This is a genomic window from Pseudomonas sp. HN11 (assembly GCF_021390155.1).
Lineage (GTDB): Bacteria > Pseudomonadota > Gammaproteobacteria > Pseudomonadales > Pseudomonadaceae > Aquipseudomonas.
This window is the reverse complement of the sequence record NZ_CP089985.1, coordinates 3,266,501-3,287,107: the sequence shown is the minus strand read 5'-3', so window position 1 is coordinate 3,287,107 and position 20,607 is coordinate 3,266,501. Positions and strand designations below refer to the sequence as shown.

At 60.1% G+C, this 20,607-nt stretch carries 19 protein-coding genes; 13 read left to right on the top strand and 6 right to left on the bottom strand.

What is annotated here, in order from left to right; all coding sequences use genetic code 11:
* Positions 1-85 precede the first annotated feature (85 nt).
* The 4 genes from LVW35_RS28985 to LVW35_RS14945 are packed head-to-tail and all read left to right on the top strand — an operon-like array spanning position 86 to position 4,370.
* Positions 86-2,080, top strand: coding sequence for an aminotransferase class I/II-fold pyridoxal phosphate-dependent enzyme (locus tag LVW35_RS28985; protein WP_326489583.1), 1,995 nt, complete (start codon positions 86-88; stop codon positions 2,078-2,080).
* A gap of 25 nt (positions 2,081-2,105) precedes the next feature.
* The gene (locus LVW35_RS14955) at positions 2,106-2,960 is read left to right on the top strand and encodes a transporter substrate-binding domain-containing protein (RefSeq protein WP_233890866.1); all 855 of its coding nucleotides are present in this window, start codon (positions 2,106-2,108) and stop codon (positions 2,958-2,960) included.
* Positions 2,960-3,664 (top strand): ABC transporter permease, encoded by a 705-nt coding sequence (locus tag LVW35_RS14950; protein WP_233890865.1) that lies wholly within the window; start codon positions 2,960-2,962, stop codon positions 3,662-3,664. Before LVW35_RS14955 ends, LVW35_RS14950 begins: the two co-directional genes overlap by 1 nt.
* A 7-nt stretch (positions 3,665-3,671) precedes the next feature.
* Entirely contained in the window at positions 3,672-4,370 is a 699-nt protein-coding gene (locus LVW35_RS14945; protein ID WP_233890864.1) for an ABC transporter permease, read from the top strand.
* Between the two features lie 230 nt (positions 4,371-4,600).
* On the opposite strand, the gene LVW35_RS14940 is transcribed toward LVW35_RS14945, so the two are convergent.
* Positions 4,601-5,236 carry a TetR/AcrR family transcriptional regulator gene (locus tag LVW35_RS14940; RefSeq protein WP_233890863.1) on the bottom strand — a complete coding sequence of 212 codons (636 nt, stop codon included), beginning with the start codon at positions 5,234-5,236 and terminating at the stop codon, positions 4,601-4,603.
* 90 nt (positions 5,237-5,326) lie between these two features.
* On the opposite strand from LVW35_RS14940, the gene LVW35_RS14935 reads away from it, so the two are divergent.
* Positions 5,327-6,325 carry a succinylglutamate desuccinylase/aspartoacylase domain-containing protein gene (locus LVW35_RS14935; protein ID WP_233890862.1) on the top strand — a complete coding sequence of 333 codons (999 nt, stop codon included), beginning with the start codon at positions 5,327-5,329 and terminating at the stop codon, positions 6,323-6,325.
* On the opposite strand, the gene LVW35_RS14930 is transcribed toward LVW35_RS14935, so the two are convergent.
* A complete protein-coding gene (locus tag LVW35_RS14930) occupies positions 6,287-7,144 on the bottom strand; it encodes an AraC family transcriptional regulator (RefSeq protein WP_233890861.1) in 858 nt (285 codons plus the stop codon). The genes LVW35_RS14935 and LVW35_RS14930 overlap by 39 nt on opposite strands.
* Before the next feature lie 140 nt (positions 7,145-7,284).
* On the opposite strand from LVW35_RS14930, the gene LVW35_RS14925 reads away from it, so the two are divergent.
* The gene (locus tag LVW35_RS14925) at positions 7,285-8,085 is read left to right on the top strand and encodes an alpha/beta fold hydrolase (RefSeq protein WP_233890860.1); all 801 of its coding nucleotides are present in this window, start codon (positions 7,285-7,287) and stop codon (positions 8,083-8,085) included.
* 138 nt (positions 8,086-8,223) lie between these two features.
* Here LVW35_RS14925 and LVW35_RS14920 read toward each other — a convergent pair whose 3' ends face one another.
* Both LVW35_RS14920 and LVW35_RS14915 read right to left on the bottom strand, forming a co-directional pair.
* On the bottom strand, positions 8,224-9,012 hold the full coding sequence (locus LVW35_RS14920; protein WP_233890859.1) for an aldolase: 789 nt from the start codon (positions 9,010-9,012) through the stop codon (positions 8,224-8,226).
* A gap of 3 nt (positions 9,013-9,015) precedes the next feature.
* Entirely contained in the window at positions 9,016-9,720 is a 705-nt protein-coding gene (locus LVW35_RS14915; RefSeq protein ID WP_233890858.1) for a haloacid dehalogenase type II, read from the bottom strand.
* A gap of 115 nt (positions 9,721-9,835) precedes the next feature.
* On the opposite strand from LVW35_RS14915, the gene LVW35_RS14910 reads away from it, so the two are divergent.
* The 6 genes from LVW35_RS14910 (at position 9,836) to xylB (ending at position 16,973) form a co-directional block, all read left to right on the top strand.
* Positions 9,836-10,696: a LysR family transcriptional regulator gene (locus LVW35_RS14910; protein WP_233890857.1), complete on the top strand. Its 861-nt coding sequence runs from the start codon at positions 9,836-9,838 to the stop codon at positions 10,694-10,696.
* 317 nt (positions 10,697-11,013) lie between these two features.
* Positions 11,014-12,546: a sugar ABC transporter ATP-binding protein gene (locus LVW35_RS14905; RefSeq protein ID WP_233890856.1), complete on the top strand. Its 1,533-nt coding sequence runs from the start codon at positions 11,014-11,016 to the stop codon at positions 12,544-12,546.
* Positions 12,539-13,516, top strand: a complete 978-nt coding sequence (locus tag LVW35_RS14900; protein WP_233890855.1) for an ABC transporter permease subunit — start codon at positions 12,539-12,541, stop codon at positions 13,514-13,516. The genes LVW35_RS14905 and LVW35_RS14900 overlap by 8 nt, the downstream gene beginning before the upstream one ends.
* Positions 13,517-13,550: 34 nt before the next feature.
* Entirely contained in the window at positions 13,551-14,483 is a 933-nt protein-coding gene (locus LVW35_RS14895) for an ABC transporter substrate-binding protein (RefSeq protein WP_233890854.1), read from the top strand.
* Positions 14,484-14,504: 21 nt separating this feature from the next.
* Positions 14,505-15,506, top strand: a complete 1,002-nt coding sequence (locus tag LVW35_RS14890) for a LacI family DNA-binding transcriptional regulator (RefSeq protein ID WP_233890853.1) — start codon at positions 14,505-14,507, stop codon at positions 15,504-15,506.
* A 6-nt stretch (positions 15,507-15,512) separates the two neighbouring features.
* The gene (gene xylB / locus LVW35_RS14885; RefSeq protein WP_233890852.1) at positions 15,513-16,973 is read left to right on the top strand and encodes a xylulokinase; all 1,461 of its coding nucleotides are present in this window, start codon (positions 15,513-15,515) and stop codon (positions 16,971-16,973) included.
* Positions 16,974-17,060: 87 nt separating this feature from the next.
* Here the strand turns inward: xylB and LVW35_RS14880 are convergent, their stop codons facing one another.
* Entirely contained in the window at positions 17,061-17,912 is an 852-nt protein-coding gene (locus tag LVW35_RS14880) for an NmrA family NAD(P)-binding protein (RefSeq protein ID WP_233890851.1), read from the bottom strand.
* A 264-nt stretch (positions 17,913-18,176) separates the two neighbouring features.
* On the opposite strand from LVW35_RS14880, the gene LVW35_RS14875 reads away from it, so the two are divergent.
* Entirely contained in the window at positions 18,177-20,144 is a 1,968-nt protein-coding gene (locus LVW35_RS14875; protein WP_233890850.1) for a dermonecrotic toxin domain-containing protein, read from the top strand.
* Between the two features lies 1 nt (position 20,145).
* Here LVW35_RS14875 and LVW35_RS14870 read toward each other — a convergent pair whose 3' ends face one another.
* The gene (locus tag LVW35_RS14870) at positions 20,146-20,589 is read right to left on the bottom strand and encodes an Lrp/AsnC family transcriptional regulator (RefSeq protein ID WP_233890849.1); all 444 of its coding nucleotides are present in this window, start codon (positions 20,587-20,589) and stop codon (positions 20,146-20,148) included.
* Positions 20,590-20,607: the final 18 nt, after the last annotated feature.

Here is a 20,607-nt window from a genome sequence, read left to right as displayed (position 1 = left end):
GTTCAGTTTGAACTATGTTGACCGCATCCACCCGTTTGTGCCTGAACGGGTTCGCGCTGTTTCTTCTTGAACGAGAGGCTCTGGCATGCGGTTTTCCCCCTTCGTCGAACGAATTGCAGGGCAGGGCGTAGCCGCCTGGGACATCCACCACGCCGCGTTTCATGCCGCAAGCCAGGGCGAAGACATCATCATCCTCAGCGTCGGCGACCCGGATTTTGCCACGCCCTCTTTTATCACCGATGCCGCCATACAGGCCTTGCGCGATGGCGACACCCATTACACCGAAATTCCTGGCCGCCCGGCACTGCGGGATGCAATCGCCGCACGCTACAGCCAGACCCTGGCCCGTCCGTTGACTGCCGAACACGTCATCACCGTGGCCGGCGCGCAGAACGCTTTGTTCGTGACCTCACTGTGTCTGTTGCAGGCCGGTGATGAGGTGCTGGTGCTCGACCCGATGTACGTCACCTACGAAGCTACGCTCAAGGCCAGCGGCGCGACGCTGGTACGGGTACCGTGTTCGCCGGAATCAGGCTTTCGCCTCGATGCGCAGTTGCTCGCCGCTGCCATCACACCGCGCACCCGGGCGATTTTCTTCTCCAACCCGAACAACCCCACCGGCGTGGTACTCAACACGCACGAGCTGCAAGCCATTGCCGACCTGGCCATCGCCCATGACCTGTGGGTGGTGGTGGATGAGGTCTATGAAAGCCTGGTATTTGACGGCGAATACCTCAGCCTCGCCGCGCTGCCGGGCATGGCCGAGCGTTGCGTGGTGATTGGCAGTTTGTCCAAGTCCCACGCCATGACGGGTTGGCGCATCGGCTGGATCATCGCCACGCCGCAGATGGTCGCCCACGCGCAAACCCTGGTACTGAGCATGCTCTACGGGCTGCCAGGCTTTGTAATGGAAGCCGCCATCGCCGCCGTGTTGGCCCATGACGAAGTCACCCAGGGCATGCGCGAGATTTATCGGTGCCGGCGCGACCTGGTGGTGGCGGCGCTCAGTGCGTGCCCTGGCATCCAGGTGCAGGTGCCGCAAGCCGGGATGTTTGTGCTGGTGGATGTGCGCGACACCGGCCTGGGCTCCCTCGATTTTGCCTGGCGCTTGTTCCGTGAGGCCGGTGTTTCGGTACTCGATGCCGCCGCGTTTGGCGAGCCGGCCCAGGGTTTCGTGCGCTTGTCTTTCACCTTGGGCGAGGAGCGCCTGGCCGAAGCCTGCCAACGCATCGCGCAATTTGTCGCCAAGCTGGCCAGTGAGCCGCGTATTGCAGCGGCACCCAGGATCGAAGTGGTGCAGCCGGCCGAAGCCAAAAAAATGATCGAGGTCATCGACCTGCACAAGCGCTTCGGCAATATCGAAGTGCTCAAGGGCATTTCGCTCACGGCCCAAGAAGGCGATGTGATCTCGCTGATCGGTGCCAGCGGCTCCGGCAAAAGCACCTTGCTGCGCTGCATTAACATGCTCGAAGTGCCGGACCAGGGCAGCATTCATGTGGACGGGGAAAGCATTAAACTCAACTACGACCGCCCCGGTGCTCCTCTGGTGGCGGACGCCAAACAGCTGGTACGCATCCGCTCGACCCTGGGCATGGTGTTCCAGAATTTCAACCTGTGGCCGCACCGTACGGTCCTGGAAAACCTCATCGAAGCCCCCACCCAGGTCCTGCGCGAAAGCCGCGCCGAGGCCATCGAACGTGCCGAAGCCTTGCTCGATCGCGTTGGCCTTGCCGCCAAGCGCAACGAATACCCGGCATTCCTGTCCGGTGGCCAGCAGCAGCGGGTGGCAATTGCCCGTGCGCTGGCCATGCGCCCCAAAGTCATGCTGTTCGACGAACCCACCTCGGCCCTCGACCCGGAGCTGGTGGGTGAAGTGCTGCGGGTGATCCGCTCCCTGGCCGAGGAAGGCCGCACCATGATCCTGGTCACCCATGAAATGGCGTTCGCCCGGGATGTGTCGTCGAAAGTGGCGTTTCTGCACCAAGGCATGATCGAAGAAACCGGCTCGCCGGATGCGGTGTTTATCGACCCACGCAGTGAACGTTGCCGACAGTTCGTCAACGCGCATCAAACTCGCTAACTCCATAAAAAGACGGGGCAAAATCATGAAATCCAAGCGTATGGCAACGTGGTTGAACAGTGCAGTGTTGATGTTGGCCGCAGGTTTTACCCAGGCGGCGCAGAAGCCCACCGTGTTTGCGGTCGCCGCAGAACCCTATCCGCCATTCACCGTTAAAGGCGGCAACGGCCAGTGGTCCGGCTTTGAAGTGGACTTGATCCACAAACTCTGCGAAGGCATGAAAACCGAGTGCCAGATCAAGGAAGTGGCGTGGGACGGCATCATTCCTTCGTTGCTGGCAAAGAAGATCGACGTGATTTTCTCGTCGATGTCGGTGACCGACGAGCGCGAAAAACAGATCGCCTTCAGCCGCGCCTACTACGACTCTCTGTTAGGCGTCGCGGGGCCCAAAGGCAGCGAAGTCGAGATCTCCCCGGCGGGCCTCAAGGGCAAATTGATCGGCGTACAGATCTCCACCGTCAGTGCCAACTACTTGAAGAAGTACTACGAAAACATCGCGGACCTTAAGTACTACGACACCCAGGAATCGGCCAACGCCGACCTGATCGCCGGGCGTATTGACTACATGATGGCCGACGACACCGCCATCGCCATGATGGTCAAGACCCCGGAAGCCAGCGGCCTGGCCCACATCGCCAGCGTGCCTTACGACCCGATCATCGGCCGGGGCGTCGGCGCCGGTCTGCGCAAGGAAGACACTGCGCTCAAGGCTCGACTGGATAAAGCCATCGGCGAATTGCTGGTGAGCAAGGATTACGACGACCTGTCGCAGCACTACTTCGGCCTGTCGGTCAGCCCCTGCAAGCGCGGCGACACCCCGGCGTTTATCAGCAAGACCTGTGACAGCCCGTATCAACAAGTCGCCCAGAAGACCGAATAATGTTCGACCTCTTAAGCTTCGGCGAACAAGGGTGGGGCAATGCGTTGCTCAAAGGGTTATGGATGACCCTGCAGATCTCCGCCGGCTCGTTTGCGGTGGGCTTGTTGATCGGCCTGGTGGTGGCCTGCGCCAAGCTCAGTGCGCCACGGCCGATTGCGCTGCTGATGCGTGGCTACACCACGGTGTTTCGCGCTGTGCCGGAATTGCTGCTGATCCTGCTGCTGTATTACGCAGGCTCCATGGGCCTCAATGCACTGATGCTGTGGATGGGTTTCGAGCAGATGAATATCAGCGGCCCGCTCGTGGCGATCCTGGTGTTGGGCCTGGTCCAAGGCGCCTACGCGTCGGAGATCTTCCGTGCGGCAATTCTGGCGATTCCCCACGGCCAGATCGAAGCGGCCCGGGCGTTTGGCTTGAGTGGGTTTGGTCTGTTTCGCCGGGTGACTTTGCCGATCATGGCGCCGTTTGCGTTGGCCGGCATGTCCAACTTGTGGATCAACTTGATCAAGGACAGCGCCCTGATCAGCGTGGTCGGCACCAACGAGTTGCTGTACACAGCCAAGCAGGCGGCGGGCTCGACCCGTCAATACCTGCTGTTTTACCTCACGGCCGCCGCCTTGTATTACCTGGTGACGCTGGCTTCCAACTACCTGTCCGGGCGTCTGGAGCGACGTATCCGTCGCTGGATGCCGGTTGTCGAGTGAGGGGCGCATGCCTGAGTGGATAAGCTATTACGCCATGCTGATCGCCAAGGGATTGCAGACCACCTTGTCGTTGCTGGTGATTTCGGCGGTGCTGGGTTTTGCCTTGGCGGTGCTGGTGGCGCTGGCGCGATTGTCGCGGCGCAAGTGGCTGGCCCGTAGCGCGCTGGCTTACACCAGCGTAGTGCGCGGTACGCCGCTGCTGATCCAGATCTACATTTTCTACTATGGGCTGGGCAGTCTGTTCGCCCAGTTCCCGATAATTCGCGGCAGTCTCCTGTGGCCGTATCTGCGCGATGGCTACTGGTACATCGTGTTTGCCCTGGTGTTGTCGGTCGGTGCCTATGTGGGCGAGGTGATTCGCGGCGGCCTGCTGGCGGTGCCCAAGGGCGAAATGGAAGCCGCGTCGGCATTCGGCATGACGCCCAGTCAGGCACTGCTGCGCGTGCGATTGCCACGGGCGATGCGCCTGTTGTTACCGACATTGGCGGGGGAGACAGTGATGTTGCTCAAATCCACCGCGCTGGCTTCGACCATCGCCGTGGTCGACCTGCTGGGCGCTGCCAATGTGGTGCGGGCGCAAACCTTGCAGATCTACCAACCGTTGCTGCTGGTGGCCGGTGTCTACCTGTGCCTGACCTTCCTGATCGAAGGTGTCTACGCCATCGCGGAGCGGCGCGGCACGCCGCTGCGCAGATCGGCCGGATGAAAAAACCGGATCGCTCGCTGCAAGGGGTTGCCCTGTGCTCGCTGGCTTACTTGTTCCTGGCGCTGCAGGACGCGGTGGTCAAGTGGCTGGTGGCGGATTACTCGGTGTTCACCATTCTGTTCTGGCGCAGCCTGGTGTGGGGCACGCGGATGGAGGGCTCGTTGATCATCGGCGCAGTGTTGATCGCTATCAGCGGCACCCTCGCCATGCTCAGCGCACGGCGCCCGGTATCACAAGACGTGGTGGGCGCCGAATGCGCCGTGACGCAGCCCCTGTACCCAGCAGCGGCAGATGTGCAGCCCGTTGGCGGGGCTGAAGGTGCCAGGGTTGAGGCACCCCTCGAGCCAGAGTCCGTCGAGCATCGCCGATAAGCCGATGGCGGCCAGATGGCTGTCGTGGATCACCAGGTTTTCACTGCGGGCCAGATCGTCCAGCAGTTGTCGGATCAATGCGAGGTAAGCGTGATAGCTGTTTTCGTGAGACTGGTTCACGTGAGGTGAATGGCGGATCAGACTCCAGAACACCACCCACACGCCGAGCAGATCGGGGTCCATGACCCGGGGCGAGAACGAGGCGCTGAGAAACGCGTCCAGCCGCGCGGCGGGACCTTCGGCCTGTTCTACTTGCGCCCAGAGGGCAGTGGTCAGCTCATTGGCGAGCTTGTGGTAGGTCTCGGCGATCAGCGCATCGATGCTGCCGAAATGGTGGTTGAGCAATCCCACCGATACCCCGGCCTCGGTCGCGATGCGCCGCACGGAAATCCCGGCATGCCCATCACGGGCCAGGCAGGTGAGGGTGGCGGCAATCAAAAGGTCCCGGCGTTCGTCGGGGTCGGCGCGGCGCGGTTTGGGGGGGGCGACGGTCATGGGCAGGCCTTTGATAAAACAACAAAGCGCTCAGGTTAGTTGAACACGTGTTCAATCTCTACCGATTAATTGAACAGAGGAGGGCAAGGCATGGCAAAAGACCTTTCGTGGCAAGTCACCGGCGACGCCGGCAATGTGCTGCATATCGGGGCCTGGCGTTTCGACGGCGACGGCAGCGGGCCGAAGGTGCACCTGCAAGCGGGTGTGCATGCCGATGAAATCGCCGGGATGCTGGTGTTGCACCAGCTGTTGCCGCGATTGCAGGCATGCCAGGACCAGGGCCGTCTCAAGGGCAGCGTCACCGTGGTGCCCCAGGCCAATCCGTTTGGGATCGGCCAGTTTCGCCAGGGCAAATTGCTTGGGCGTTTTCATGAAACCACCGGGCAAAACTTCAACCGTGCCTTCGATCATTCCCTGGCCATGGGGCGTCCGGCGAGCAACCTGGCGCAATGGCAGAAACGCCTGGTGCAGTTGGCTGCCGATGCCGATCTGGTGCTGGACCTGCACACCGATGACGAGGCGTTGCCTTATCTCTACATCCACCGCCGTTTCTGGCCTGAACCAGGCCTCGCGCTGGCGGCGGCCTTGCAGGTGGACGTGGTGATCGTCTGGGATGAAGGCGGCGATGGCTCCTTTGAAGAAACCATCATCAACCACGCTTCGCCGCGACTGGCGGTAACCATTGAGTTGCGTGGGCAAGCAGATGTCAGCGATGTCCTGGCGCAACAGGATGGCGATGGGCTGTGGGCCTGGTTGTGCATCAACGGCGTAATCGACGAGGTGGCCGACATTGCCCAATGGCAAGGCGATGTGGTCGACATGGGCTGCATGGAAACCATCCTCGCACCCTGCGCCGGGGTATTGGTGTTTGAGAAGAACCTGGGCGACTATGTGGAGGAAGGCCAGCGTTTCGCGCGCATCATCGGCCGCCCCGGTGACCCAAACTCCGAAGTGCCCCTGCACGCCGCCCAGACCGGGCGCATGGTCACCGGCCACCGTGAGCGCCTGGTGGCGCAGGGCTCGGTGGTCGCCAAGTTCACCGGTACGCGCCTATCCGACAGCTACAGCGGCGGCGTGCTCGACCCGTAGCGGCACCTGCAACTGCAGCCACTCACGCGGGCTGGTGCCGATCTTGCGCCGAAACGCACGGGCCAGCGCCGAGGGGCTTTCGTAGCCGACTTCATCGGCAATCAACGCGATGGGGCGACCTTCACGCAGGCGTTTCTGCGCCAGGCTCACGCGCCAGCTCAGCACATAGTCAGCCGGTGTCTGGCCGACCACTTTATGGAAGTGCGCGGCAAAACTGGCGCGGGACATGTTCGACTCCACCGCCATTTCCTGCACCGTCCAAGGGCGTTCAGGATTGTTGTGCAACAGGGTCATAGCCCGCGCCAGGCGCAGATCCGCCAGGCCCGACATCATGCCGGTGGTCATGCTGTGATAGGCCATCATGTGGCGCAGGAATTGAATCACCATCAACTCGAACAGCCGGTTCATTACTGCCTCGCGCCCGCAGTGTTCGGCAAAGGCTTCGTCGAACAACCAATCCAGCGTGCCGGCGATCATCGGGATTTGCTGGAGCGGCATCACGATAGTGTCGGTCAGCGCCACGGACAACGGGTTATCGATTCCCCCATCAAAGCGCAGCGACGCCGCCACCACCTGGGCGCGGTCCGCTTTTGTCGCCACCAGCCGATGGGGCAGGGGGCGCGGCACCAAGACCAGGCTGGGCTCGGGGACGCGCAGGGTACCGTCGGGCATTTCCAGGCTGGCTTGGCCTTCCTTGAGCAGGTAGACCCGGCCGCGTTGCTGCAGCTCGTGAGTATCGAGGGCGCCGTGCAAGGGCCCGCTGTGAAAGGTATCGGCACCGATGCCGAAATGCACCAACAGTGTGGACAAACGATCCATGCATCACCTGATATCAAATCAATAGTTTTAGACGATCTGCACCATATATTCGACTATTAGCCTCCATATGTAAAATGCGCTTTGGCATCATGACCTCACGTTCAACGCCTTGAGCGCTAACCCCAACGGAGCAAACGTCCATGAAAACCTTCAAGTTCTCCCGCGTCGCCGCTGCCCTCATCACCGGTGCATTGGCCTTTGGTGTCGCTACTGCCAGTTTCGCCGCCCCGCAGAAAGCCACCGTGGTACTGGTGCACGGCGCATTCGCCGACGCCTCCAGCTGGAACGGCGTGATCGCCGGCCTCAAGGCCGAAGGCTATCCGGTAGTCGCCGTGGCCAACCCGCTGCGCAGTGTCAAGACCGACTCGGACTACGTCGCCGACATCGTCGAACACACCCAAGGCCCGGTGATTCTGGTGGGGCACTCCTACGGCGGCTCGGTGATCTCCAACGCCGTGCATGGCAGCAACAAGGTCAAGGCGCTGGTTTACGTCGCCGCGTTCGCCCCGGAAAAAGGCGAGACCGCCTTTGAGCTGTCCGGCCGTTACCCAGGCGGCACCTTGGGCCCGACCCTGGACAAACCTGTGATCTCCAAGGACGGCGTGACCGACCTGTACATCCAGCAAGACAAGTTCAACAGCCAGTTCGCCGCCGACGTATCGTCCAAGGAAGCCCAGTTGATGGCCGCCGGACAACGCCCGATCACCGAAGCCGCGCTGAAGGAGCCGTCGGGTGACCCCGCCTGGAAAACCGTACCGTCCTACTTCATATACGGCTCAGCGGACAAAAATATTCCCGAGGCCGCGCTTAAATTCATGGCCGACCGTGCGGGCTCCAAGGAAACCGTGGATGTGAAGGGCGCGTCTCACGTGGTGATGGTGTCGAACCCCGCGCGGGTGGTGGCGATCATCAATGATGCGGCCAAGGCCAACGCGCAGTAACCAGGTAGACACGATTCCAAATGTGGGAGCGGGCTTACTCGCGAAGGCGGTGTATCAGTGAAGCATGCATCGACTGACACTGCGCATTCGCGAGCAAGCCCGCTTGTGTCTTGAGCCAGGTTTAAACTGGTGGGTGGATCATTGGTCGAAGTGTGACCCCAACCGCTTCAACCGCCGCATCGCACTGTCCAGATGCGCCCGCGCACTCGCCGGGTCGCCTTCACGCATCTGCTCATACGCCGACTGCGCCACTGCGGGGTCAATCGGCTTGAGTGGCTGCCCGCTGGCCATGGCTTTCAACTGTACCTGCGCCGCACGCTCCAGGTAATACAAATCATCCCAGGCCTCGGCGATGTTCGGTGCGGCCACCATCACACCGTGATTCTTCAGGAATAAAATGTCGGCATCGCCCAACGTTGCGGCGATACGCTGACCTTCACGGTTATCCAGCGCCAGGCCGTTGTAATCCTCATCCACGGCCGTGCGCCCATAGAACTTCAACGCGGTCTGCCCCAGCCACAACAACGGCGGGCCTTGCAGCAGGCACAGCGCCGTCGCGTTGGGCATATGGGTATGGAACGCCGCCTTGATGCGCGGCTGCTGTTGATGCAGCTGGGCGTGGATGTAGAACGCCGTGGCTTCGGGCGTGCCGTCGCCGTCGATCACGTTGCCGTGAAAATCACACACCAACAGATCGGAGGCGGTGATCTCCTCGAAGGCGTAGCCGAACGGATTGACGAAAAACACGTTGTCATGCCCCGGCACCGTCGCCGAAAAGTGATTGCAGATGCCTTCTTCCATGCCATGCAGCGCCGCCAGCTGCAGGCAAGCGGCGAGTTCTACGCGGGCTTCGATGGCGGCAAGGCTGTCGAGGTCGAAACGCCCCGCGCGCGGGCTGAGCGAGGAGGGCGTGAAGGTATGGGCCATGGTTCACCAGCCCAGGGACTTGAACAGTCCAGGCACGCCATTGAGGGTTGGCAGGATGGCGTCGGGAGTGTAGTCGGCGAGTAATCGGCGACCAGTACCCCGGTCGATCCATACGCAGCGAAAACCAATATCCCGCGCGGCGGCATGGTCCAGGTGCGGGCTGGCACAGATGTGCACCACCTCATCGAGGCTCACGCCCAGCTGTTCGTGGGCATAGTCGAACAGGCGACGATTGGGCTTGTAGGCGCCAGCCTGCTGGGCGGTGATCACCCGGTCGATGTAGCCACCCAATTGCGCCACGTTGCCTGCGATCACGTCATCGTCGGTGTTGGAGACGATGCACAGTTTGTAGTCCAGGTCCTTCAATTGCTTGAGCGTGCTGACTACTTCGGGGAACGGTGGCATGGCGCTGATGCTGTCGGTCAGAATCGCACCATCGTGCTCATTGGCGGGTAAGCCCAGTTCCTTCAACGCGAGTTGCAAACCCAATCCCGCCAGGGTGCGAAAGCTGCGGTGCGGTGGGGTTTGTTCAAGGGCGTGCTCATGGTGATCATACACGCCGATCAAGGTTTCGCGGTCGACCTGATGTTCGCCTTTTTCCTCAAGGATCCGGTCGACGGCGGCACGCAGGCCTTCATCCCATTGAATGAGGGTGCCGTAGCAATCAAAAGTCAGCCACAGCGGACGAGGGGATTGTTCGAGCGGCATGGGGCGCCTCCAACAAAGAGTGAACGAGTGTCAGAGCTTAGGAAACCTGGTGGTCAGTTGGAAATTAAATTAGTCTCTGCATGACATTTGAATTGTCGATATGAAGGTCGCTGTCATGTTTGATCTCGAACTCTTGCAAACCCTGGTCTGCGTAGTGGACGAAGGCAGCTTCACGCGCGCCGCCGAGCGGGTTCATCGCACCCAATCCACCGTGAGCCAACAGATTCGCAAGCTCGAAGAGAGCGTGGGGCAGGTGCTGCTGATACGGGATCGTTCCGGTCAGCAAGTCAGCCCCACCGAACAGGGTGAGCTGCTGACCCATTACGCCCGACGGCTGTTGAACCTGTCCCAGGAAGCCCGTGATGCCCTGAACACCGAGGCCAGCTTGGTGCCGGTGCGCCTGGGCGTCCCCGAAGATTTCGACGCCACGCGCATGGCCTCGATGCTCTCGGTTTTTGTCCGCGCCTGTCCCGAAGCGCGCCTGGAAACCGTCAGCGGCATGAGCACCGACCTGCGCCGGCAACTGGAAAGCGGTGAAATCGATATCGCCCTGGTCAAGCGCGAAGCCGGCAGCGGCGAATGCCACGCCAGTTGGCCGGAGCCGTTGGCGTGGGTGTGCAGCGAGGACCTGGATCTGCAGGTCGACACGTTGCCCCTGGCACTGTTCCCTCAAGGCTGCATCTACCGCCAGCGCGCCATTCGTACCTTGGACAAGGCCCGGCGCAGTTGGCGTGTGGCGTTTGGCAGCCACAGCCTCACCGGCATCCAGGCAGCGGTCACGTCAGGGTTGGGCATCAGTATCCTGCCGAAAAGTGCCGTACTGCCCAGCCATCGCATCTGCACCGAGCTGCCGCCAGTACTGCCTTCGGAACTGGCATTGGTCAGCGGTGCCGAGCACCTGAGCGCGACCCACCGTGGACTGATCGAGTGCCTGCGCGAGGAGATTTCACGGAGTTTCCGAGCGCTCCAGCAGTAGCCGTTCAAGGGGGGCACCGGCAATGGCCGGCTGAACAGGTAACCTTGGATCTGGTCGCACCGGCGTCTTTGCGCCAGCTTTGAGCGGGGTTTTCTGCCGCTTGAACTCGACGATTTTTTCGGCGCGCGATTGCGGACCTAAGGCTAACTACCTTCGAATGGATACCTTCAGGTAAAAAACAACGGTTTTCGCAATTAAGCATGATGAAACGTTTCACCAGTCGACAAAAGGTCGGCGCAAGCGCTTGCGTAAGCAAATGTATCTGAATTAGAGTCAGGCCACTCGACTACAAAAATAATAATTCCAGGAGCTCATTCATGAGCCTTGAACCCTTGCTTGAGATGCAGGGCATCAGCAAAACCTTCAACGGTTTGCGCGTGCTCAAGAATGTCGGCCTGAAGGTCTATCCCGGCGAAATCCACGCCTTGATGGGGGAGAACGGCGCCGGCAAGTCCACGCTGATGAAAATCCTCTCCGGCGCTTATCAAGCCGACCCCGGCGGTGAAATCCGCATTGCCGGTGAGCCTGTCACCGGTTTTGACCCCGCCACCGCGAAAACCCTCGGCATCGCCGTGATCTACCAGGAACTGAGCCTGTGCCCCAACCTGAGTGTGGCCGAGAACATCTACCTGGGCCGCGAACTGCGGCGCGGCTGGACCATCGATCGCAAGGGCATGGAGGCGGGGTGCATCGAGGTGCTGCAACGTCTCGGCGCCGAGTTCACCCCGGCCACACGGGTCAGCAGCCTGTCGATTGCCGAGCGCCAGTTGGTGGAAATCGCCCGCGCCCTGCATGCCCACGCCAAGATCCTGGTGATGGACGAGCCGACCACGCCCTTGTCATCCCGCGAGACCGATCGCCTGTTCGCACTGATCAAACAGCTGCGCAGCCAGGGCCTGGCGATCATCTATATCAGCCACCGCATGGCCGAGATCTATGAGTTATCGGACCGCGTCTCGGTGCTGCGCGACGGCCAATACATCGGCGAGCTGACCCGCGACGCGCTGTCGGCCGAAGTGCTGGTGAAAATGATGGTGGGCCGCGACCTGTCAGGTTTCTACAAGAAGGAACACGCCGCGTATAACCCCGGCAACGTGGTGATGCGCGTGCGCGACATGGCCGACGGCAAGCGCGTACGCCACTGCAGTTTCGACTTGCATGCCGGCGAAGTGCTGGGCATTGCCGGGTTGGTTGGGGCAGGGCGCACCGAGCTGGCGCGGCTGATTTTTGCAGCGGACCCACGCACCTCGGGCACCTTGGAAGTAGTCGGCAAGACCGTCACTCAACTTCGCACCCCGGCGGATGCGATACGCGCAGGCGTCGTCTACCTGACCGAAGACCGCAAGGCCCAGGGCCTGTTCCTGGACATGAGCGTGGCCGACAACATCAACGTCTGCGCCTGTGTGCCGGATGCGCATGCCGGTGGTGTGCTGGATCGCGGCCATGCTTTGCAGCGCTCCAATGATGCGATCAAGTCACTGTCGATTCGCGTAGCGTCGGGCAAAGTCAATGTCGGCGCCTTGTCCGGCGGCAATCAGCAAAAGGTGCTGCTGGCGCGGCTGCTGGAGGTCAAACCGCATGTGCTGATTCTCGACGAGCCCACGCGCGGCGTCGATATCGGCTCCAAGTCCGAGATCTACCGCATCATCAATCAATTGGCCCAGGCCGGCGTCGGCATCGTGGTGATCTCCAGCGAGCTGCCGGAAATCATCGGCACCTGTGATCGCGTGCTGATCATGCGCGAAGGTCAGTTGGTCGCAGAAGTCGGCGGCGCCTCCGGCCAGGCTATTTCCCAGGAACGCATTATTGACCTCGCCACCGGTGGCGATCAGGTGGTTGCCCATGGCTGAGTTGAATATCGCAACAATAGGTAAAGCTGAACGCGCACGCGAGTTGATGCGCACGGTCGGCATGTTGCCCGTGCTGATTCTGCTGCTGGTGGGTTTTGCCCTGGCCAGCGAGAACTTTCTGACGGTGCAGAACCTGTCGATCATCACCCAGCAGGCGTCGGTGAACGTGGTGCTGGCGGCGGGCATGACCTTTGTGATCCTCACCGCCGGTATCGACTTGTCGGTGGGCGCGATCCTCGCGGCGTCGGCCGTGGTGGCGTTGCAGGCGTCTATGTCGCCGCAGTTCGGTATGTTCGGGATTGCCGTCGGTATCGGTTTCGGGTTGTTGTTGGGCTTGGTCAATGGCGGACTGATTGCTTTCATGCGCCTGCCGCCGTTTATCGTCACCCTCGGCGCACTGACGGCCATGCGCGGTTTGGCGCGGCTGCTGGCGGATGACAAGACGGTATTCAACCCGGACCTGCCGTTTGCCTTCATCGGAAACGACTCGGTGCTCGGTGTACCCTGGCTGGTGATCATAGCCGTGGCCGTGGTGGCGCTGTCGTGGTTCATCCTGCGCCGCACGGTAATGGGTGTGCAGATCTACTCGGTGGGCGGCAACCCGGAAGCCGCGCGGCTGTCGGGTATCAAGGTGTGGAAGGTGCTGCTGTTCGTCTACGCCATGTCCGGCGCATTGGCCGGGCTGGGTGCGGTAATGAGCGCTTCGCGCCTGTTCGCCGCCAACGGCCTGCAACTGGGGCAATCCTATGAGCTGGATGCGATTGCGGCAGTGATCCTCGGCGGCACCAGCTTTACCGGCGGCGTCGGCACCATTGGCGGCACGTTGATTGGTGCGCTGATCATCGCCGTACTGACCAATGGCCTGGTGCTGTTGGGCGTGTCGGATATCTGGCAATACATCATCAAGGGCATCGTGATCATTGGCGCGGTGGCGCTGGATCGTTATCGCCAGTCCGGTGCGCGGACTTGATTTCACTCCTACAACAATCACAAGAGAGACCCGCATGAACCTTAAACGCATCTTTCCCGTCATTGCCTTGGCAGCCCTGATGTCCCAAGCCGTTGAAGCCCGTGAGTTGAAGGCCCTCGGCATCAGCATGGGCTCGCTGGGCAACCCGTATTTCGTGACCCTGGCTGATGGCGCCACCGCGCGGGCCAAGGCGTTGAACCCCAGCGTCAAGGTTACTTCGGTATCGGCCGACTATGACTTGAGCAAGCAGTTCTCGCAGATCGATAACTTCATCTCGTCCAAGGTTGATCTGATCCTGATCAACGCCGTCGACCCGTCCGCCATGGCCTCGGCGATCAAGAAAGCCCGTGACGCCGGCATCGTCGTAGTCGCCGTGGATGTGGACGCCAAGGGTGTGAACGCGACCGTGCAGACCGACAACGTCGAAGCCGGCAAGCTGGCCTGCCAGTACCTGGTGGACAAGCTCTCGGGCAAGGGTAATGTGATCATCCAGAACGGCCCGCAAGTCACCGCCGTGACCGACCGCGTCAAAGGCTGCAAGGCTGCGCTGGCCGCTGCGCCGGATATCAAGGTGCTGTCCGACGACCAGGACGGCAAAGGTTCTCGCGAAGGTGGCCTGAACGTGATGCAGGGTTACCTCACGCGCTTCCCGAAAATCGATGGCCTGTTCGCGATCAACGACCCGCAAGCCATCGGCAGCGACCTGGCGGCCAAGCAGCTCAAGCGCAGCGGCATCATGATCACCTCGGTGGACGGTGCGCCGGATATCGAGAATGCGCTGAAGACCGACACGCAGATCCAGGCGTCGGCCAGCCAGGACCCTTGGGCCATGGCGCAGACCGCGGTCGATGTAGGCAATGACATCCTCAACGACAAAGCCCCTTCCGAAGCGGTTACCCTGCTCACGCCAAAACTGGTTACCCGTGACAACGTCGGTACGTACAGCGGGTGGTCGAGCAAACATTGATCTAGCCAGAGGAACAACGCCGTGGTCACCATGGATGACGTGGCAAGCAGGGCGGGGGTGTCGACATCGACGGTGTCCCACGTGTTGAACGGCACCCGCAAAGTCAGCCCGGCGACGGTGCAAGCGGTGCAGCAGGCGATCCAGGTGTTGGGGTACATCCCCAACACCTTGGCACGCGCGCTGGCCCGTTCGAGCACCAGCACGATTGGCGTGGCGATTTCGGCACTGTCCAACCATTACTTCAGCGAGACCGTGCACGCGATTGAAACCGAGTGCGCCAAGCACGGCTACATGATGCTGTTTGTCGACACTCATGATGACCCGGAGCAGGAGCTGCGGGTGGTCACGGCGCTGCATCATCGGCGGGTGGATGGGATTGTGCTGGCGCCCTCGAATGGCTCCAAGGCGCTTGAGTATCTGCGGGCCAACGAGATTCCAGCGGTACTGGTGGACCGTATGATGAGCGAACAGTTTGACCAGGTCGGGGTAGACAACGCGCAACCTACCCAGGCGCTGATCCAACACCTGATCGCCCATGGTCACCGCCGTATCGGTTTTATCGCCGGGCGCGAGGGATTCAGTACCACCGATGAGCGGGTGTCGGGTTATCGCGCAGCGTTGCATACAGCGGGGCTGACATTTGATCCGCAACTGCTGGTGCATGGCGGCTCCAGCACCGAGCCCGCACGCAAGGCCACGGAGCAGTTGTTGAGACTGGCAGCACCACCTACCGCGATCATGGCCGGCAACAACCTGATGACCCTCGGCGCCATGCATGCACTGCGTGATGCCCGGATCGACGTGCCGGCGCAGATGGCGCTGGTAGGTTTTGATGACTTCGACTGGGCCGACTTTTTCGTGCCACGCCTGACACTGATCGCGCAGCCGGTCCAGGCGCTGGGCGCCCGGGCGGTGAACCTGTTGTTGCAACGCATGGCGTCGCCCGGCGCGCCGACCCAGAGTGTGCGCCTGGCCCCGACCCTGCAATGGCGCAATTCATGTGGCTGTATTGGATTGGAATGACGACGTATGAGCAGTCCCGTTTCCCTCGGCATCGACCTTGGCACCTCCGAACTCAAGGCCATCCTGCTGGACCTCGACGGCACAGTACTGGCCCATGCGGGGGTACGCTTGAGCGTGTCGCGGCGCCACAGTGGCTGGTCCGAACAGGCACCGCAAGAGTGGTGGCAGGCATGTTTGCAGGCGCTGGCTCAATTGCGTGCGCATGCAGCGTTTACTCGCGTGGCGTGTATTGGTCTGTCCGGGCAAATGCACGGTGCGGTGCTGCTGGGGGCTGACGACCGCGTGTTGTATCCGGCAATTCTGTGGGACGACTCTCGAGCTATTGCTCAGGCGCAACAGCTGGGAGCGGGGTTTGCCGACGTCACCGGCAGTTTGCCGATGGCCGGGCTGACGGCGCCCAAACTGCTGTGGCTCAAGCAGCATGAGCCTGACGTATTCAAGGCCATCGACTGTGTACTGTCACCCAAGGATTACCTGCGTTTGCGCTTGAGTGGCGAGCGCATCAGCGAGATGTCCGATGCCGCCGGTACCTTGTGGCTGGATGTGGCGCACCGTGAGTGGTTCAGCCCCATGCTGCGCGCTACGGGCCTTGCGCCAGAACAAATGCCCAGGTTGATTGAGGGCGGTGCAGCAAGTGCACGTTTGACGGCGACTGACCTAGGGCTATCGACTGACGTTGTGATTGCCGGCGGCGGTGGCGACAATCCGGTGGCCGCCGTCGGTATCGGCGCGATCAACGCAGGCGATGGATTCATCACCCTCGGCACCAGCGCAGCGATTGTGGCAATTACCGACCACGCCGCCGGCAACCCGGCCAGTGCCGTGCACAGCTTTTGCCACGCGCTACCCAATCGTTGGTACACCATGGGCGCGATGCTGGCGGGGGCCAGTTGCCTGCGCTGGGTCACACGGCTGACCGGAGCGAAGGATGAGCAAACGTTATTGGACCAAGTGCAGGCACAACTGCCGATCAAGCAGCCGGTGCCACTGACCACGCCGTTGTTTTTGCCGTACCTGGCGGGTGAACGCACGCCGCATAACGATCCTTTGCTGCGCGGCGGTTTTATGGGACTGGGCCACGACTGCACCCCCGCAATGCTCGGTTATGCGGTGATGGAAGGGGTGGGATTTGGCTTGCTCGACGCATTGCGCGCGGTGCAGTCGGCCGGTGCCGGCGTAGGTGCTTGCGCCTTGGTAGGTGGCGGTGCGCGCAGTGAATACTGGGCGCAGTTGCTGGCCAACATCCTGCAGCGGGAAATCTTCACGTTGCACGGCAGTGAGTTGAGCGCCTGCATTGGGGCCGCGAAACTGGGGTTTCTGTCGATCGGGCAGGGGGAGAAGCTGGTGCAGGCGGGGATGCGGGTAAAGGCGCGGTACTTACCGGATGCCACCCAGCAAGCCGCGTTGGAAGCTCGTTATCGCAAGTTCCAAGGCTTGCTTGCGGCGGCAAAAACGCTCCACTCCTGACCGAGCGTGGCTGAATGTCGTCTTAAGCGGGCGTCCTGTGGCAAGCCCGCTCACCACAAGAAAGGTTGTTTGCCCCACACAGTCTGTTTATTTATTCATCAGCTCGCGCAGAACGGTCTCTAGGGCCGTCGTACCCTGTAATACTTGGTCGTGCTCGAAACAGATCCAACCCTCATTGAACCCATCTACCATGCGCATGCGTGGCAATGGGTTCTGCGCACCTTGCGAACGTAGCAGCGCTTCCCAGGTATCGCGCTCAACCACCTCGGCGCGCACGTCGCGCTCCAGCAGCTTCGCCAGAGTGCGGGCGATATCGTTCGGGCTCACCCATTGGCCCTCCAACTCCACCACGCGATGGCCCGCCCAGTCCTGTTGCAGCAACTGCGCCGCCACCGTGCCGATATCCGCCGTGGCGATCATCGGCACAGCTTTGTCCAGCGGTTGCAGAAAACTGTAGATCACGCCGGTTTCCCGGGCTGAGATCACGTCGTACAGCGAGTTTTCCATGAACCACGCCGGGCGCAGGAAGGTGACCGGGATGTCGAGGCCGCTGAGGGCTTGTTCCATCAAGGTCCGCTGGGTCAGCAAGTTGACCTGCTCGGCCTGGGCGCCGATGGTCGACAGGCACAGTATTTTCTTCGGTGCGGCGGCCTGGAGTGCCTCGCTGACCGCGCTGATCACGGCGCGGGCTTCGGGAAAGCCGGGCTGTGGGTCGAAACCTGGCGGCGGCAGGATGAAAACGCCGGTCGCGTCCTTGAATGCGTTGGTCAGCGCCTGGGCGTCCTCCATTTGCGCAAACGCGACTTCACAGCCTAGATCACTCCAGTAAGCCGCGTTGCCTGGATCGCGCATGACGGCGCGAACGGGTTGGCCTTCCTTGATGAGCTTGCGCGCCAGGGCGCCGCCGACTTTGCCTGTGATGCCGGTAATGACGTACATGAGTCTTCCACCTGTTGTTCCAAAGAGTGGAGCCAGGATAAAGATCGCCCAGTCATCAAAAAATAGTCATTTGGGCATTGCGTTGATGACATGAAATCACTAATCCGCCAGAGGCCATAGGGGTCGCTCATCGTAATCACTAGTCACAAGTCCAGTTGGAGCAAATTCTTACGGAGCTGCCACGCAGAGAATGACAAGCAGCGCAATAAAAGTACTGCGTTGCTTGGAGATAGCCCTTCCGTAAATACTGGAATATCAGCTGATATGACGACTCTGCAAAGCAGCTCGATCCCCGCTTCAAACCGCCTCAATGCCCCAACGCCAATAACTGGAAAACCGGAATGGGAGTCAGAGTCTTCCGACTACACGCTGAAGACCACTGAGAACAAGTTCACAGACGCCAAGGCAAGGGACATAAAGAGCGGCACGCTCAACGTTGAGACCGAGAAGCTGGTCGATGCCGTATTGTTTCCCGGGAAAACGGGTTTACCTAAAGTGCAGGTCAGAACGTTTGCGGTAGATGGCATTCAGTCCAAGGATATGATTTTCGTGGAGCGGGTTCCTGCTGAGTCAAACCGGCCGAATATCGTCTTGTTCATGCCGCAACAAGAGGGTAACTCTTTCATTTCATTCGATAACAAAGAGCAGATGAACACGTGGCTCAAGGGTGTGGCCACAAATCCCAACCAATGGGAAAAATTTTCCGCCCACTTTGCCGAAGGCGGTGGACCGATCCGTGATCAGCGGATCAAAGACGTCATGACGCGATATGTCAACGACGATGTCAATGCCATCGTTGGACCTTATATGCATGTACAGGGCAATATTTTTGACCAATTGGACAAAGAGATAAATAGTCCTCCGGCACCGGTGAATGGCCTGACCGATCTTCAAGAAGTCAAAGAAACAGAGACAGGCCGCACATTGTATTCAGGTCAGCGTCCAGACGGCGAAAAAGTACTGTACGAGTACGACGCCTACGGCAATCTTTTGGGGGAGGGCAATAAGGGGAATTTCTATTTTCTACAGAACGGCATCAATAGCAGTCGCCCGCTCACGCCTATGAGCCAAAAGGAATATGCCATCGCGCTGGAGCGTGAAATCAGCAAAAACGTTGGCGCTGACGATTTACGCGGCTTGTTTGACGAGTTGGTGGACCATCTCGAGCACCCTTTTCAGGGCATCGGTGAAGCGTTGAACGCTCTTGGTATCAGCAAGTCGGCGGCCGACACCATTGAGCGATATTTGGATAATCCCTTTAGTGCGCTTCTGCTTGATTTGAATAAAAACAATCAGATCGGCAAGGTATTTGGTGTAGACAAAGCAACCATGGACGGCGTCTTGAAAGGCGTAGGGGATGTCGCTCAGGGATTTGTGCCCTATTACGGGCAGGCCCGGATGTTGGGCGGTCTTTTAGCCAAGGCCATCAGAAATGAGCCGTTGAGTACTCAGGAAACACGCGACCTGGGTGACGGATTAGGCCTGAAGCCTCACAGCCCGGCACGAAAAAACATACTGCCGCAAACGTCTGAGATACGCCCGGGGCCAATTCGGCCAAAGTTTGAAGAAAAACCGGTGGATGAAAAACCGGTTCTGTCGACGCCAGAAAACGAGTACTCGGTACAAATGGGCGGCCCCATGAATAATCTGAATGTGATGGGGGAAGAGGTCCATACATATACGGATACTTATAAACAGGGAAACCGCCTGAATATCGTCGCGCACGGGGTTAAGCGCGGATTTTTCGACAAGGTGCTTGGAAGACCTTCAAAGGCAATCATTAATAACAAGGAATATACAGCCCTTGAGTTTGTTAACTATCTGAAAGCTAAAGGCGTCGATCCGGCAGACCCAAAATTTGACAGCGTTCGGCTATTGATTTGTTACTCAGCTGATGGTGGAGAAAATTCCTTCGCGCGCGAATTTCAACAGGCGGTGGGGAAGCCGGTAAAAGCCTATGAAGGGACGGTGACCGTCACTCATGGATCTACCAATCTGGAAAACGTCCGTCAAATGCTGATTAAGGAAATCAAAGGTGTGCTTCCTAATTTATCCGATCAAGACGTCGACACCATCGCGACTCAAAAAACGCAGGGCCTCTTCAAACAAAAGGTTCAGCGCGTTGAAAAAGCTGACGGTACATACATTCAACTCAAGAGGAGTAATCAAAATGGAGTGCCAGAAGTTGTAATGCAAAAAATCAGCTATAGACCGGTTGTCTTCAGTCGATAGCTTAAGGACCAGCCAACGGCGGTAACCGCCGCTTGACCGGTGTTTTCTTGATGATGGCAGTGTTGGTTTCAGCATAGGCATTGATCCGATCCAACAGGCTGTCCAGGTGATCCATGGTGCGCACATGCAGCCGCGCGATGAAGCAATCATCGCCGGTCACCTTGTCGCATTCGGTGAATTCGGGAATTGCCTGGATTTGTCGCTCCACTTCCTGCAATTTTCCGGGCAGTGGGCGGATGCGCACGATGGCTTGCAGCAGGTAGCCGAAATGCCTGGGGTCGATGTCGACGGTGTAGTGGGTCAGCACGCCGCGCTCTTCGAGACGACGCAAACGTTCGCCGACACTGGGCGAAGACAGCCCGGTGATACCCGCCAGAGCCTTTAGCGACAGGCGTGAGTCGCCCATCAAGGCGGAGATAAGTTGCTGGTCGATGGTATCAATCATGGTTTCCACCTAATAAGT

Excerpts from the sequence above, each read along its gene's own strand:
- LVW35_RS14880 (WP_233890851.1), bottom strand. The coding sequence starts at position 17,912 with ATGTACGTCATTACCGGCATCACAGGCAAAGTCGGCGGCGCCCTGGCG.
- LVW35_RS14915 (WP_233890858.1), bottom strand. The coding sequence starts at position 9,720 with ATGCCGCTCGAACAATCCCCTCGTCCGCTGTGGCTGACTTTTGATTGC.
- LVW35_RS14950 (WP_233890865.1), top strand. The coding sequence starts at position 2,960 with ATGTTCGACCTCTTAAGCTTCGGCGAACAAGGGTGGGGCAATGCGTTG.
- xylB (WP_233890852.1), top strand. The coding sequence starts at position 15,513 with ATGAGCAGTCCCGTTTCCCTCGGCATCGACCTTGGCACCTCCGAACTC.
- LVW35_RS14910 (WP_233890857.1), top strand. The coding sequence starts at position 9,836 with ATGTTTGATCTCGAACTCTTGCAAACCCTGGTCTGCGTAGTGGACGAA.
- LVW35_RS14945 (WP_233890864.1), top strand. The coding sequence starts at position 3,672 with ATGCCTGAGTGGATAAGCTATTACGCCATGCTGATCGCCAAGGGATTG.
- LVW35_RS14870 (WP_233890849.1), bottom strand. The coding sequence starts at position 20,589 with ATGATTGATACCATCGACCAGCAACTTATCTCCGCCTTGATGGGCGAC.
- LVW35_RS14920 (WP_233890859.1), bottom strand. The coding sequence starts at position 9,012 with ATGGCCCATACCTTCACGCCCTCCTCGCTCAGCCCGCGCGCGGGGCGT.
- LVW35_RS28985 (WP_326489583.1), top strand. The coding sequence starts at position 86 with ATGCGGTTTTCCCCCTTCGTCGAACGAATTGCAGGGCAGGGCGTAGCC.
- LVW35_RS14925 (WP_233890860.1), top strand. The coding sequence starts at position 7,285 with ATGAAAACCTTCAAGTTCTCCCGCGTCGCCGCTGCCCTCATCACCGGT.
- LVW35_RS14935 (WP_233890862.1), top strand. The coding sequence starts at position 5,327 with ATGGCAAAAGACCTTTCGTGGCAAGTCACCGGCGACGCCGGCAATGTG.
- LVW35_RS14875 (WP_233890850.1), top strand. The coding sequence starts at position 18,177 with ATGACGACTCTGCAAAGCAGCTCGATCCCCGCTTCAAACCGCCTCAAT.
- LVW35_RS14955 (WP_233890866.1), top strand. The coding sequence starts at position 2,106 with ATGAAATCCAAGCGTATGGCAACGTGGTTGAACAGTGCAGTGTTGATG.
- LVW35_RS14905 (WP_233890856.1), top strand. The coding sequence starts at position 11,014 with ATGAGCCTTGAACCCTTGCTTGAGATGCAGGGCATCAGCAAAACCTTC.
- LVW35_RS14895 (WP_233890854.1), top strand. The coding sequence starts at position 13,551 with ATGAACCTTAAACGCATCTTTCCCGTCATTGCCTTGGCAGCCCTGATG.
- LVW35_RS14930 (WP_233890861.1), bottom strand. The coding sequence starts at position 7,144 with ATGGATCGTTTGTCCACACTGTTGGTGCATTTCGGCATCGGTGCCGAT.
- LVW35_RS14940 (WP_233890863.1), bottom strand. The coding sequence starts at position 5,236 with ATGACCGTCGCCCCCCCCAAACCGCGCCGCGCCGACCCCGACGAACGC.
- LVW35_RS14900 (WP_233890855.1), top strand. The coding sequence starts at position 12,539 with ATGGCTGAGTTGAATATCGCAACAATAGGTAAAGCTGAACGCGCACGC.